Annotated in this window: 9 protein-coding genes, 2 pseudogenes and 1 riboswitch; all 11 genes and pseudogenes read left to right on the top strand. The window is 36.5% G+C overall.

Annotated elements, in window-relative coordinates:
- The first annotated feature begins 171 nt into the window (after positions 1–171).
- Entirely contained in the window at positions 172–1,401 is a 1,230-nt protein-coding gene (locus ACZ11_RS10920) for an aminopeptidase (RefSeq protein WP_049666013.1), read from the top strand.
- A gap of 159 nt (positions 1,402–1,560) precedes the next feature.
- Positions 1,561–2,934 carry an alpha/beta hydrolase family protein gene (locus ACZ11_RS10915; protein WP_049666010.1) on the top strand — a complete coding sequence of 458 codons (1,374 nt, stop codon included), beginning with the start codon at positions 1,561–1,563 and terminating at the stop codon, positions 2,932–2,934.
- Between the two features lie 1,561 nt (positions 2,935–4,495).
- Positions 4,496–4,793: pseudogene (locus ACZ11_RS25795) on the top strand (aminopeptidase); the annotation flags it as partial.
- Between the two features lie 398 nt (positions 4,794–5,191).
- On the top strand, positions 5,192–6,421 hold the full coding sequence (locus ACZ11_RS10905; RefSeq protein ID WP_049666013.1) for an aminopeptidase: 1,230 nt from the start codon (positions 5,192–5,194) through the stop codon (positions 6,419–6,421).
- Between the two features lie 159 nt (positions 6,422–6,580).
- The gene (locus ACZ11_RS10900) at positions 6,581–7,954 is read left to right on the top strand and encodes an alpha/beta hydrolase family protein (protein WP_049666010.1); all 1,374 of its coding nucleotides are present in this window, start codon (positions 6,581–6,583) and stop codon (positions 7,952–7,954) included.
- A 349-nt stretch (positions 7,955–8,303) separates the two neighbouring features.
- The gene (locus ACZ11_RS10895) at positions 8,304–8,879 is read left to right on the top strand and encodes a TetR/AcrR family transcriptional regulator (protein ID WP_049666008.1); all 576 of its coding nucleotides are present in this window, start codon (positions 8,304–8,306) and stop codon (positions 8,877–8,879) included.
- Positions 8,880–8,916: 37 nt separating this feature from the next.
- Complete coding sequence (locus ACZ11_RS10890) at positions 8,917–9,522, top strand: GNAT family N-acetyltransferase (protein WP_049666006.1); 606 nt, start codon at positions 8,917–8,919, stop codon at positions 9,520–9,522.
- Between the two features lie 317 nt (positions 9,523–9,839).
- Positions 9,840–10,916, top strand: a complete 1,077-nt coding sequence (locus ACZ11_RS10885) for a protease inhibitor I9 family protein (RefSeq protein WP_049666005.1) — start codon at positions 9,840–9,842, stop codon at positions 10,914–10,916.
- Between the two features lie 232 nt (positions 10,917–11,148).
- The gene (locus ACZ11_RS10880; RefSeq protein WP_049666002.1) at positions 11,149–12,015 is read left to right on the top strand and encodes a hypothetical protein; all 867 of its coding nucleotides are present in this window, start codon (positions 11,149–11,151) and stop codon (positions 12,013–12,015) included.
- A 188-nt stretch (positions 12,016–12,203) separates the two neighbouring features.
- A complete protein-coding gene (gene topB, locus ACZ11_RS10875; protein ID WP_049665999.1) occupies positions 12,204–14,333 on the top strand; it encodes a type IA DNA topoisomerase in 2,130 nt (709 codons plus the stop codon).
- A gap of 16 nt (positions 14,334–14,349) precedes the next feature.
- A pseudogene (locus tag ACZ11_RS25790) lies at positions 14,350–14,724 on the top strand (topoisomerase C-terminal repeat-containing protein); the annotation flags it as partial.
- A 224-nt stretch (positions 14,725–14,948) separates the two neighbouring features.
- Positions 14,949–15,133: riboswitch (cobalamin riboswitch) on the top strand.
- Positions 15,134–15,137: the final 4 nt, after the last annotated feature.

Raw genomic sequence — 15,137 nt, 5'->3', positions numbered from 1 at the left:
AGGAGGTAAATATATGAGTGATAAAAAACCCCATTTTTTTTATCATATAGTGAGGAAAAAGCGTATGAAAAGTGGTCAAGAGAAATTACTGGGAAATCTGTACAGAAAGTATGGTATGAAGACAAGGTAGCGGAGAGTAAAAAACAATTGGACAGAAGCGAGGTAAATAATATGAAATTTGAAGAAAAATTACAAGCATATGCAGAACTTTTGGTGAAAGTTGGTGTCAATATTCAACCAGGGCAATACTTATTAGTCAATACATCTGTGGATGCATTGGATTTCGCCCGTTTAGTTGTTAAAGAGGCTTATAAGGCTGGGGCGGGACGTGTTCATGTTAATTTATCAGATGAGGAAATGGATCGTGCTTACTTTGAGCATGCCTCAGATGAAGAATTTAATCGTTTTCCAGAATGGATAGTCAAAATGAATGATGAGCTGATCGAACGTAAAGGAGCACTATTAATGATAGATGCTGCAGACCCTGATAAATTTACAGGTATTTCAGCCGATCGTCTAGCTACATATCAAAAGGTATCAGGAGCTGCCCTGGAAAACATTCGCAACGCAGTAATGAAGGATTTAATAGCTTGGTCGATGGTAGCAGTTCCTTCACCAAAGTGGGCATCGAAGGTGTTCCCGAACTTAGCAACTGAGGATCAAGTACCAGCATTATGGGAGGCCATTTTTAAGACTGTTCGTATCGGTGAAGGAGATACTGTTGAAAAATGGCGTGAACAAGTAACAAATTTAGAATCTCGTGCGGCCCTACTGAACAATAAAAAATATGCGAAGCTTCACTATACAGCGCCAGGTACTGATTTAACAATTGCATTAGCACCACAGCATAAATGGATTACTGGGGGTGGTAAAACGCCAGATGATACTATCTTTATGGCTAATATGCCGACAGAAGAGGTTTATACGTTACCGATGAAACAAGGTGTAAATGGCTATGTAAGCAATACAAAACCATTAGTTTATCAAGGGAATATTATCGACGGCTTTAAACTGACATTTGAAGAAGGAAAAATTGTTAAAGCTGAAGCACAGATAGGACATGATTTTTTACAGGAGCTTATGAATGTGGACGAAGGCTCTTGCTATTTAGGTGAGGTAGCACTTGTACCACATGAATCACCAATTTCTGCATCGGGGATTTTATATTTTAATACATTGTTTGATGAGAATGCATCGAACCATTTAGCGATTGGTAAAGCTTATCCAACTTGCTTAGAGGGTGGAAGAGATTTAGAAGACGATCAGCTTGAAGCGTTAGGTGCAAATATTTCAGTAACACATGAGGACTTTATGATTGGTAGCAGTGAGATGGACATCGACGGTATTCTACCAGATGGAACTGTAGAGCCAATTTTCCGCAAAGGTAGCTGGGCATTTTAAATACTTGATGGAAAGAAAGGAGCTGAGCAGATGAAACGATACCTATGCTTTATTGGAACAATTATACTTACGATGGTATTTAGTGTTTCATCTGCTTTTGCTTAGACTGAAAACTACCTCTTTAATTAGAAGTAAAATGCGTTCAAAGGAGAAAGGCCAATGAATTTCTGGGAAGTTGTATTGATAGTTGTAAATTTTAGTCTATTGAGTTGGATATTGTTAGTAGGCAGGGAAACGAAAAAGTGGTCTAAATTAGCTACTTTGGTTGCCGTTGTAATGGTTACAGTTCAGTTATTGGCAGAAGGTTTTAGATGGCAGATGATTCCGGCCTATGTATCCCCAGTTATCTTGATTTTATGCTATTTTTTAGCTGGGCAGAAAAAGGGCTTTAGAAGCTGGGGTATGTTCATAGTTAAAACTTTATTGTTGTCCATCTATTTGACTGTAGCAGTTGCGCTACCCTTACTTATGCCAGTATTTTCATTAGAAGAACCAACTGGCCCACATAGGGTCGGTACGAAGCTATATCATTGGGTTGATCATGAGAGAAATGAACCATATTCGAAAAATCCAGCCGATAGACGCGAACTGATGGTGCAAATTTGGTATCCTGCAGATGAAAAAAGCAAGGGGGATCGAGAACCTTATATTCGTAACATAAATGAGCTCTCCAAGGGATTGGAAAAAACATTGTCCATTCCTGCATTTGCATTCAGCCACATGGATTTGGTGAAATCTCATTCGTTTATGGATTTACAACTCTCAGACTCAGAGAATCATTATCCCATATTACTTTTCTCTCATGGTTTTAATGGCTTTCGTAATCAAAACACGTTTGAAGTTGAGGAGTTGGCTAGTCAAGGATATATTGTTCTAAGTATCGATCATACCTTTGATGCTGCAGCTACTGTCTTTCCAGATGGTCGAACTGCTTACGTACAGCCCGTCAATTTAACGGATGACGAAGGAGATAGACACATAAAATTATGGGAGGAAGATGTTACCTTTGTGCTGAATCAGATCGAGAAACTTAACCAAAACGATGAGACTGGCTTCTTTACCGGAAGGCTTGATACCTCGCGAATTGGAATGTTTGGGCACTCTTACGGTGGAGCTACCGCAGCACAAATACTTGCAAAAGATTCTCGTGTCAAAGCAGCCATCGATATGGATGGCACATTGTATGGGGAAACTTTACCTGAAAGTGGGATTGGAAAACCATTTCTGCTCATGAGTGCAGAAGAGCCTGATGAAGCAGATCCCTATATAGTGAGGGAGCGATATGGACGTGGGTTAGCTGGCGGTGGTATGTCAATGGTCATTCCTCATACGGATCATACTAGCTTCACTGATTTACATTTGTTCTCCCCTCTGTTGCAGAGCCCAGGGGAAAAACCAAAGGAAGTTCATCGCATTATCAACGAATTCAGCCTGGCATTTTTTGACCAGTATGTAAAACAGAAGGATGACGGCTCAACCCTTAAAAGGCTGAAGACCAAATACCCGGAAGTGAATTTTACAGTAAACCGATAACCTTATGCAGAAACCAACTTCATTAAAAAAATAAGGGAGTTCATCGTGAGAAATAGCTTAAAAAACCCAAGTAATGTCATCATTTTCTCTATTGAGATAACGACTTAACCAATTCTTTTAACCTTTGTAGTAATTCCACCAAAGAATTTAATTTCTTCATCGTCACTTGAATAATGAAATGCTAAAAATGGAACATTCAAAGTACTATCCTTTTCAGTAGTATAATTCTTTTTGAAAAGCTACATTCAATAGATGGACACATTGTTTTAAATGATTTATGCTAATTTCAAATGATATATNAGGTACATTAACGAAAGAAGAAGCAACAAAACAACTTGATGAAGCACTTGGAATGAAGGGAGATAAACAACTAGTAAGTAAACCAGCGAACTTAGATGAGATTTCTAAAGAAAAAGTACAAGTAGTTTTCTACCAAGCAGAGGAAGGTACATTAACGAAAGTAGAAGCAACAAAACAACTTGATGAAGCACTTGGAATGAAGGGAGATAAACAACTAGTAAGTAAACCAGCGAACTTAGATGAGATTTTTAAAAACAAAGTACAAGAAATTTTCAACCAAGTAGAGGCAGGTACATTAACGATAGAGGAAGCAATAAAACAACTTGAAGAAGCTCTTGGAATTAAGTGATAAAAATATAGTGAGTAATTCAGTAAGCAAACCAGCGGTATTTAAAGAGAAGGTATAAGCTATTTAACTAGCTCAAATAGGTACATTCAGGAGCAATAAGCCAATTTGAAGCAGATCAGAATAAGCAGTAAAAAAAACAAATTTAAATAAAATACAGTAATATTTGTACTTGAGCTTTCTAAACACTCCTCTTTATAGAGGTTCATATATACTCCCCCAATGGAGAAACATTTACTTTAGAAAAAACTACACTTTCATTAGCTGATGAAATGTTCCCCTCGTACGAAAATCGCTATGTTCCAATAGGTACATAGCGATTTTTTGTGCATTTTTCAATACAATCAAAGAATTGTCCCCTGATGAATGGGATGATAATAAGGACACGTATTACCCTCCAGGTACAAAGATTTTAGTAAGTGATATTTTAGATTGTTTAAAGTAAGATAGTAGTAAGGTATTTTACACTAAACTCAACTAATCTGATTAGTTGAGTTTTATGTTTATATATATAGCTACTAAAATATTTTAAAGAAGATGTGATGATTAATGGGGAAAATCGCCATTTTGTTATATAGATAAGGTTGGTCAAGCAATAATAAATATACTTCTAATATCCTTACAAACCTTGATAAACAAAGGTGTAAGTGAGTTAGGTTTGTTTGACTTTTATATAGTATAAGTCAAAGGTATTTGAATAAAATTGTGGAGATTTATTATGGTTAAGTTGCGACAGCTACCTGTAAAATAATATAGAAGGATTGACAGTAAACTTGCGTGTGTTGCCAATCCTATAGCCGCATAATAAAAGAAGACTAGCCAAGCTAGTCTTTTTTTCTATGTTTTAAGATTGGTAGTGAATTATAAAAATCTATCTATTCTTACAAATGAGTAAGAATAGAGAATAAATAGTTCAAAATGAATGATGAGCTGATCGAACGTAAAGGAGCACTATTAAAGATAGATGCTGCAGACCCTGATAAATCAACAGGTATTTCAGCCGATCGTCTAGCTACCTATCAAAAGGTATCAGGAGCTGTTCTGAGAAACAATCGCAACGCCGTAATGAAGGAATTAATAGCTTGGTAGATGGTAGCAGTTCCTTCATCAAAGTGGGTCATCGAAGGTGTTCCTGAACTTAGTAGCTGAGGAACAAGTACCAGCATTATGGGAGGCTATTTTTAAAGCTGTTCTTATCGGTGAAGGCGCTACAAACCATTTTGATTAATCTCTAGTAAAAATTGTTTTTTTTATTTACTCTAGAGCCTAGATTTACACAGTTTTTACCAAACTTTTGAAAAAATGAGTTTAAAAGGCTTGATAATTCATTTAAAATGATTTATATTGATATCAAATGATATGTTTATCTATCAAAAATGATAACTTTTTGAAAGAAGGGAGTGAACGGTGAAGAAAAACGGATTAACGGAATCAAAGTTTAGGAGGTAAATATATGAGTGATAAAAAACCCCATTTTTTTTATCATATAGTGAGGAAAAAGCGTATGAAAAGTGGTCAAGAGAAATTACTGGGAAATCTGTACAGAAAGTATGGTATGAAGACAAGGTAGCGGAGAGTAAAAAACAATTGGACAGAAGCGAGGTAAATAATATGAAATTTGAAGAAAAATTACAAGCATATGCAGAACTTTTGGTGAAAGTTGGTGTCAATATTCAACCAGGGCAATACTTATTAGTCAATACATCTGTGGATGCATTGGATTTCGCCCGTTTAGTTGTTAAAGAGGCTTATAAGGCTGGGGCGGGACGTGTTCATGTTAATTTATCAGATGAGGAAATGGATCGTGCTTACTTTGAGCATGCCTCAGATGAAGAATTTAATCGTTTTCCAGAATGGATAGTCAAAATGAATGATGAGCTGATCGAACGTAAAGGAGCACTATTAATGATAGATGCTGCAGACCCTGATAAATTTACAGGTATTTCAGCCGATCGTCTAGCTACATATCAAAAGGTATCAGGAGCTGCCCTGGAAAACATTCGCAACGCAGTAATGAAGGATTTAATAGCTTGGTCGATGGTAGCAGTTCCTTCACCAAAGTGGGCATCGAAGGTGTTCCCGAACTTAGCAACTGAGGATCAAGTACCAGCATTATGGGAGGCCATTTTTAAGACTGTTCGTATCGGTGAAGGAGATACTGTTGAAAAATGGCGTGAACAAGTAACAAATTTAGAATCTCGTGCGGCCCTACTGAACAATAAAAAATATGCGAAGCTTCACTATACAGCGCCAGGTACTGATTTAACAATTGCATTAGCACCACAGCATAAATGGATTACTGGGGGTGGTAAAACGCCAGATGATACTATCTTTATGGCTAATATGCCGACAGAAGAGGTTTATACGTTACCGATGAAACAAGGTGTAAATGGCTATGTAAGCAATACAAAACCATTAGTTTATCAAGGGAATATTATCGACGGCTTTAAACTGACATTTGAAGAAGGAAAAATTGTTAAAGCTGAAGCACAGATAGGACATGATTTTTTACAGGAGCTTATGAATGTGGACGAAGGCTCTTGCTATTTAGGTGAGGTAGCACTTGTACCACATGAATCACCAATTTCTGCATCGGGGATTTTATATTTTAATACATTGTTTGATGAGAATGCATCGAACCATTTAGCGATTGGTAAAGCTTATCCAACTTGCTTAGAGGGTGGAAGAGATTTAGAAGACGATCAGCTTGAAGCGTTAGGTGCAAATATTTCAGTAACACATGAGGACTTTATGATTGGTAGCAGTGAGATGGACATCGACGGTATTCTACCAGATGGAACTGTAGAGCCAATTTTCCGCAAAGGTAGCTGGGCATTTTAAATACTTGATGGAAAGAAAGGAGCTGAGCAGATGAAACGATACCTATGCTTTATTGGAACAATTATACTTACGATGGTATTTAGTGTTTCATCTGCTTTTGCTTAGACTGAAAACTACCTCTTTAATTAGAAGTAAAATGCGTTCAAAGGAGAAAGGCCAATGAATTTCTGGGAAGTTGTATTGATAGTTGTAAATTTTAGTCTATTGAGTTGGATATTGTTAGTAGGCAGGGAAACGAAAAAGTGGTCTAAATTAGCTACTTTGGTTGCCGTTGTAATGGTTACAGTTCAGTTATTGGCAGAAGGTTTTAGATGGCAGATGATTCCGGCCTATGTATCCCCAGTTATCTTGATTTTATGCTATTTTTTAGCTGGGCAGAAAAAGGGCTTTAGAAGCTGGGGTATGTTCATAGTTAAAACTTTATTGTTGTCCATCTATTTGACTGTAGCAGTTGCGCTACCCTTACTTATGCCAGTATTTTCATTAGAAGAACCAACTGGCCCACATAGGGTCGGTACGAAGCTATATCATTGGGTTGATCATGAGAGAAATGAACCATATTCGAAAAATCCAGCCGATAGACGCGAACTGATGGTGCAAATTTGGTATCCTGCAGATGAAAAAAGCAAGGGGGATCGAGAACCTTATATTCGTAACATAAATGAGCTCTCCAAGGGATTGGAAAAAACATTGTCCATTCCTGCATTTGCATTCAGCCACATGGATTTGGTGAAATCTCATTCGTTTATGGATTTACAACTCTCAGACTCAGAGAATCATTATCCCATATTACTTTTCTCTCATGGTTTTAATGGCTTTCGTAATCAAAACACGTTTGAAGTTGAGGAGTTGGCTAGTCAAGGATATATTGTTCTAAGTATCGATCATACCTTTGATGCTGCAGCTACTGTCTTTCCAGATGGTCGAACTGCTTACGTACAGCCCGTCAATTTAACGGATGACGAAGGAGATAGACACATAAAATTATGGGAGGAAGATGTTACCTTTGTGCTGAATCAGATCGAGAAACTTAACCAAAACGATGAGACTGGCTTCTTTACCGGAAGGCTTGATACCTCGCGAATTGGAATGTTTGGGCACTCTTACGGTGGAGCTACCGCAGCACAAATACTTGCAAAAGATTCTCGTGTCAAAGCAGCCATCGATATGGATGGCACATTGTATGGGGAAACTTTACCTGAAAGTGGGATTGGAAAACCATTTCTGCTCATGAGTGCAGAAGAGCCTGATGAAGCAGATCCCTATATAGTGAGGGAGCGATATGGACGTGGGTTAGCTGGCGGTGGTATGTCAATGGTCATTCCTCATACGGATCATACTAGCTTCACTGATTTACATTTGTTCTCCCCTCTGTTGCAGAGCCCAGGGGAAAAACCAAAGGAAGTTCATCGCATTATCAACGAATTCAGCCTGGCATTTTTTGACCAGTATGTAAAACAGAAGGATGACGGCTCAACCCTTAAAAGGCTGAAGACCAAATACCCGGAAGTGAATTTTACAGTAAACCGATAACCTTATGCAGAAACCAACTTCATTAAAAAAATAAGGGAGTTCATCGTGAGAAATAGCTTAAAAAACCCAAGTAATGTCATCATTTTCTCTATTGAGATAACGACTTAACCAATTCTTTTAACCTTTGTAGTAATTCCACCAAAGAATTTAATTTCTTCATCGTCACTTGAATAATGAAATGCTAAAAATGGAACATTCAAAGTACTATCCTTTTCAGTAGTATAATTCTTTTTGAAAAGCTACATTCAATAGATGGACACATTGTTTTAAATGATTTATGCTAATTTCAAATGATATATTTATCTATCAAAAAATGACGACTTTATACAGGAAAAGGGAGAGATTTACGATGAAGAAAGACATGACAACGTTGAAGGAAGCGAGATTTAATGCAATTCTTGACTCGGCTACTATATTGCTTGTTGAAAATCCTACTGCTTCGATGAATGAAATTGCGGAATATGCGGGAATTGGCATTGCTACACTTCATCGCTACGTCGAAAGCAGAGAGAAATTAATGCTGTTCTTGGGCCATCGGGCTATACAATTGGTAAGTGATACCGTAAACCAGATTCCACTGGATGAGGAAAGAAGCGAAAAATATATCCCGGAACTCATTGAAGCGTTAATCCCGTTAGGTGACAAAATCTATTTTCTAGGTCATGATGCATCTGTATTTAACCACAAAGAATTAGGTGAAGCCGAAGAGAAGCTGAGGGAACCAATACGACGCGTTATTGAGCTGTTACAACAAAGAGGTTACTTTCAGCAAACGGTTAGCAGCGAATGGATTTTGAATACGCTTTATGCCCTGCTTTTCCATACATGGGAACAGGTACATGAAGGTAATGTGCCTAAAAAATCGGCTGCAGAGCTTTTTTTAAATACGTTTTATCATGGTTTCAAAGCTAAGGGTGATAATTAACATCAATAATATAGAAAGAAAAAAGGAGTGCTAGGAAATGAATCAAATCTCTATTGTAAAGGCTGATCATCGATCCATGGTCGGCGCCAAGCTAAATATAATGGCATTGGAATACATGGCGTTTCCACTTGCAGGATCAGAGGAGAAGAACAAAGTCGAAGGAACATTTAGTACCCTATGGCAGCAGGAGAACAATCGTTTTAGTCATCAATACGCTTATGAAGCTCAAATGGATGGGAAAACTTTAGGGATGGTTACTTGTTATCCCATACCCGTTTTAAATCGTCTTCCTTGGCCAACTTTTAAACAGTTGCTTTCACTCCGAAAGCTGGGCCTTGTTATTTATAACATTCTGAATATCAAAATGCTTTATTCCATGATCACCATGAAAGAGGGAGAAGATGACGAGTTTCACATCGGAACAATCGCCTTATTGCCCGAAAGCCGTGGACTGGGAGTAGGTACCAGGCTGCTTGAGTTTGCCGAGGAACAGGCCTGCCTGCAAGGCTTTGCCAAATGCTCTCTGACGGTAAAGAAAGAGAACCATCTTGCCATTAAATTGTATCAGAGGATAGGCTACCAGATTACAGGTGAAATCAATAAACCAAAGTTATCATTGTACAAAATGGTTAAAAATTTATAAACTTTCAACCTTTTGCCAAAAATTGTACCGTATTACCCCTTTGATTAAAGATAATGAAGTGAGTTTTAACCAAATACAACCTAACTAATTTAGTTAGGTTTACTAAATTTTTCACCACTATATTCTTAGCGCAAATAAGCAGGGTTCAATAGAAGTTCATCTTACTAGTTCAAAAAACTGGGAAGAAATAAGTGGGCGTTATAATAAGGAGTTCTATAACTTTATGGTAGCGATGATACTCTTGGATTGGATTATTTTGAAAAATAATCAATGTTATTCTCGTTTATTAACTGAATCAAATTTTAGGAGGTGAAAATATGATTAGTAAAAAAATTCCATTTGTAGTAGCGACGACGTTGGTATTTTGCGGAGCAGTTTTAGGATTAAATTTGACTAAACCGGCATTAGCAGCAGACAGTAATGTACACGATGTAAATATTCGCCCTTATAAAATATCAGAAGAACTAACTCGAAAGATTGAGGGAGCTTCGCCATCGGATGTATTCTCAGTAATTGTTAGTTTTAATAAAACATTCAACAAAGAAGACTATGCGAAACTTGAAAAGGAAATTGGCGAATTTTCAAGAAAATATACTTATGATACCGTTATGAATGGTTTTGCTGGAGATTTAACCAAAGAACAGATTTTATTGTTAAACAAAACTTCGTTTGTCACACGTATTGAATTAGACCAGATAGTAACAAATTACGATGATATCATTGTTGAATCAACTTTTAGCAAGGATAAAAATGGATGGATCGGTGGATTTTCAGACTATCCATATAAAAATAAAGTTCATTATAAGCTCCGATTTTCTCTTAAGTCACTACCTAAAGAGATAAACAATAAACGAAAAGGTCTATACTTAAGTGGATATAATGGAAGTGACGATTTATTTATGTTTGTTAAGAAGAAATTGGATACAAATGATCGATTAAAACCGAATACAAAATATAGTGTGACATTTGATTTCGATATAGCCACAAATGCTAGAGATGAAGTAGGGGTAGGTGGATCTCCTGGTAAAAGTGTATTTGTGAAAATTGGTGCAACCAATACGGAACCGACCCCGGTTATTGATAAAACAGGATTTTATTTAATGAATATTGATAAAGGGAATCAGGGAGTAGAAGGTAAAGATGCATTTATTATTGGGGACTTGCAAAAAACGACAATAGCTAGTGAGAAGTATGAGTTAAAACCTTTTAATAATAAACAACGCCCGTTTGTTGTTGAAACTGACAAGAATGGAGAACTGTGGTTATTTATTGGCACAGATTCCGCTTTTGAAGGTGTTACAAGTATTTATTATCCTCGTATTAAAGTGACCCTAAAAGAAGTGATAGATAAACCTGAGAAGAAACAAGTGAGCTTTCACATTAAAGAACTCTAATTCCATTAGTAATAGGAACAACGTCAGTATTTTGTGGTTTAGTTGATGACAAAGCTGTTCTTCGTTTAAGCTTGAAAATGAAAGACAAGAGATACTTGATAAGTTTAGTACAGCAAAGAATAGGGATACGCTACACCAGTCAAAAGTTTAATGATTTGACGAAACAAAATAATGAGCTCTAATAATAAAAAGTTTCAGTTGATTAAGGACAAGAAATTAAGGGGCAAATGCCATGAAAAAAATACTTTTTATCTCCATGCTTTTAAGTTTCAGTATAATAAGTGCATGCTCTGATAAAGAAGAAACACCTAACGTGCCGAACAAGCCACAAGAGGAACAAGAATCTAAAGTGCCGAGCAAGTCACAAGAGGAACAAAAAACTAACGAGCCAAACAAGTCACAAGAAGCGCATCAATCACATGAAAATCAACAGGAACCGACCAAAGCAAATAAGGGCAACACAGTAGCATCTTTGACACAGGCTAGTGTACTAAAAAATATTAAGAGCCAGCTTAATACTAATTTACCTATAACTTTACCAAAAGGGCTTCCAATATCAGATGGTACACTTTTAACTGCAACAACGAAAGCGGAAGTTAACCAAGTTGAAATACTATTTTTTGAAAGTAATAAGTATTTGCCAATCAATGATCCGAAGCTTAAAAATTCAAAGACAGCTACTGTTATTGCAAGACTAGTAGTAAAGCAATATAAGAATGCTAAAGAAGCAAATGAGCAAATTGCTTTTGTGAACTTTAGTCAAAATGGTGGTCAAGAGGTTGATCTTGGCTATAACATTAAAGGTTATCAGGATGCAGGAGCTGGTTCTTTATGGACTGGTTGGAATGAGGGTAGATGGGCAATTGAAACACATACACGAACAGACAATCCAGAAGCAGGTGTGAAGCTTGCAAAACAGGCAGTCCAATTTCTAGAAACGCATATGCTACCAATTCCAAAACAAAATGGTTTTGCACGCTTAGATGTTTATAAATCAGGGAGTTTGATTGTTTGGCAGGACGAAAAACTTGTCTATATGCTTGATTCAATCAAAGAGCCACTTAAAGCACTTGAAATTACCACAGCTTTTTACCATTAACGAATTTTAATTAGGATCATGCTATAAGTGTGATCCTGGAACAAAGATTTTAGTAAGTGATATTTTAAATTGTTTAAAGTAAAATAGTAGTAAGGTATTTCACAATAAACTCAACTAATCTGATTAGTTGAGTTTTATATTTTTATATAAAAAGCTACTAAAATATTTTAAAGAAGATGTGATGATTAATGGGGAAAATCGCCATATTGGCAGAGAAACCATCTCAAGCAAGAGCTTATGCAGACGCATTTAAAATTAAACAAAAAGAGAAAGTATTTATAGAATTGGAACCTTGTTCAACTTTTCCTGAGGGTGCAGTAATTACCTGGGCAGTTGGTCATCTTGTTGAATTAAAGGAACCAAAAGAATATCAAAAGGAATGGGAGAAATGGTCGCTTGGATCATTACCGATCATTCCTCAAAAGTTTGAAGATAAAGTTGTCTCTAAAATGTATACACAATTTAATGCTGTAAAAAAAATCTTTAGTGATCCGCAAGTAGCAATGATTTATAACTGCTGCGATAGTGAACGTGAGGGTTCCAATATCTTCTACTCACTATTAAAAATGACGAAAGTAAATAAGCCTGTTAAACGATTATGGATCAATTCATTAGAGGTTGAGGAAATTCGAAAAGGTTTTAATAATATGCAAAGTAATGAGCGTGATTTGCTCATGTACCAAGAAGCAAAAACACGTCAAATTAGCGATTGGTTAGTAGGCATGAACTGTAGTCGCCTATATACGCTACTTTTACAAAAAAAGGGCTTTAAGGGTAGTATCTCTATCGGTCGAGTGCAATCGCCAACCGTATATTTAATTTATAAAAGACAACAGGAAATCGAACATTTCAAGCCTGAAAAATTTTATGAAATTGAAGGGGTTTTTAAAGCACAAAATGGTGTATATAAAGGGAAGGCAAAGTTAAAAACAAAAGAGCGTGCAGAGGCTATGCAATTATTGCAACAACATGGGGTTGAACCGATGGATACAGGTTTAATTACGAGTGTGACGAACAAAACGAAGCGTATTGCACCACCCAAACTACATGCGTTATCAACATTACAAGCCGCCGCCAATAGAAGATGGAAATACAGTCCGTCGCATGTGTTGAAACTTACGCAATCACTTTATGAGAAAAAGCTCGTTTCTTACCCACGTACCGATTCACAGCTCATTACACATAATGAGTTTGCCTATTTAAATGAATCATTGGCAAAATATCAGCAGCTCGTGGGAAAATCATTTAATGCGATAAATCGAGGGAATAACAAACGCTACGTCGACAGTGCCAATGTTGGGGAGCACTATGCTATTATTCCAACGAAAAAAGTGCCGACAGAAAAAGCATTACAATCAATGAATGCTGATGAACGAAATATTTATTTCGAAATAGTTAATACGACACTCGCCATGTTTCATCAAGATTATGAATACGATGAAAAAACGATTTTAACGAATGTCAAAAATATAGAGTTTAAAACGGTAGGGAAAACAGAACTTGTAAAAGGTTGGAAAGAGTTGTTTTCAAGCGAAAAAGAGTTAAAGGAGCGTGAAGAGTCGTTACCTGTCGTTTTCCAAGATGAGATGGTAAAAAGTAAGATTTCTATTTTAGAAGGCACGACCACGCCTCCTAAGCCTTATACAGAAGGGCAACTCATTACGATGATGAAAACATGCGGTAAATCAGTTGAGGATGAAGAGGAAATCGAAATGCTGAAATCGATTGAAGGTATTGGCACAGAAGCAACTCGGAGTGGCATTATAGAGACGATTAAAAAACATGGATTTATTGAAGTGCGAAAAAACATTGTGAGTATTATGCCTAAAGGGGAGCTTTTATGTCGGTCAATTGAAGGGACATTACTTTCAAGCCCATCGATGACTGCAAAATGGGAAATTTACTTAAATAAAATTGGTCGTGGAGAAGGCTCTGCAAAACATTTTATTGAAAGCATAGGTAAGTTTGTTAATCAATTAATAGCCGAGGTACCTAAACGGTTAGAGTCACTTACAATTGACGCTGAGCAGTTTAAACCAGCTGCTGTGAGAGATATTGTGACGTGTCCGACATGTAAAGTAGGAAAAATAGGTTTGCGTAAAAGCTTTTACGGTTGCTCGAATTATAAAAATGGTTGTAAGCAAACGTTCCCAGGAAGGCTATTAGGAAAAAAACTAACTGAAAAGAACATTAATGATTTATGTAAGATCGGTAAAACAGCCATGGTTAAAGGGTTTAAATCAAAGAATGGTAAACAATTTAATGCGACACTTCGCTTGGTAGAAGGAAAAATTGAATTTGAGTTTAATGAAAAGTAATAGCGGAAGAGATTTTTTTACCGTCAATGCCGTTCAAACGATTAAAAATAGTGAAGATGTGACACTCAGCAAAGTAACACGAGCGAAAAAGAAATTTGAAATAGTGGGGAAATGTCCATTATGTGGTCATAGCGTGATCGAAGGACAAAAAGGCTTCGGCTGCAGTAACTGGAAAAAGGGCTGAAAATTTGTCATCTGGAAAAACGATAAATTTTTAGCCACGATGAAGAAGAAGCCTACCAAAACTATGGTGAAGAAATTGCTGGCCGATGGAACGGTATTGGTAAAAGGCTTAACAAGTAAAAAAGGTACTTAATTCGATGCTCAATTAAAATATGAAAAAAATACAGACAACGAATATTTTAGCTGGAAAATGGAATTTGAAAAATAAGGATTAAAATTAAGCATATTTGAATCTTTTTGAAGAGTACTTTGAGGAAATTGTATAGTAAGGTAAGATAAATCACTGTCTAAATTTATTTATTTTTCTAATAATACTTAATAGTTCTGCTTTACGTCTATTAAATGCTCGTTTATTGATATTTTTACTTCAGTGTAATATATAATATACTTGCTATCTGGAAAACACTCTGATATTGTTCCTCTTATAACTTAATAAAATATAATTTTGTTGGTGTGAATGACATTGTTCGTTTGCTTAAAAGGGAAATCGGTGCAAATCCGATGCTGTCCCGCAACTGTAATGGAGAGTCTATACAATATGTCACTGTAGCGAGCTATGGGAAGGCGTATAGATGATGAACCTAAGCCAGGAGACCTGCCAATATAAGTACAAACTTACAT

It is taken from the genome of Lysinibacillus xylanilyticus (assembly GCF_001183605.1).
In the GTDB taxonomy this organism is placed as follows: Bacteria; Bacillota; Bacilli; order Bacillales_A; family Planococcaceae; genus Lysinibacillus; species Lysinibacillus xylanilyticus.
This window is presented reverse-complemented; position numbering and strand designations above follow the sequence as displayed.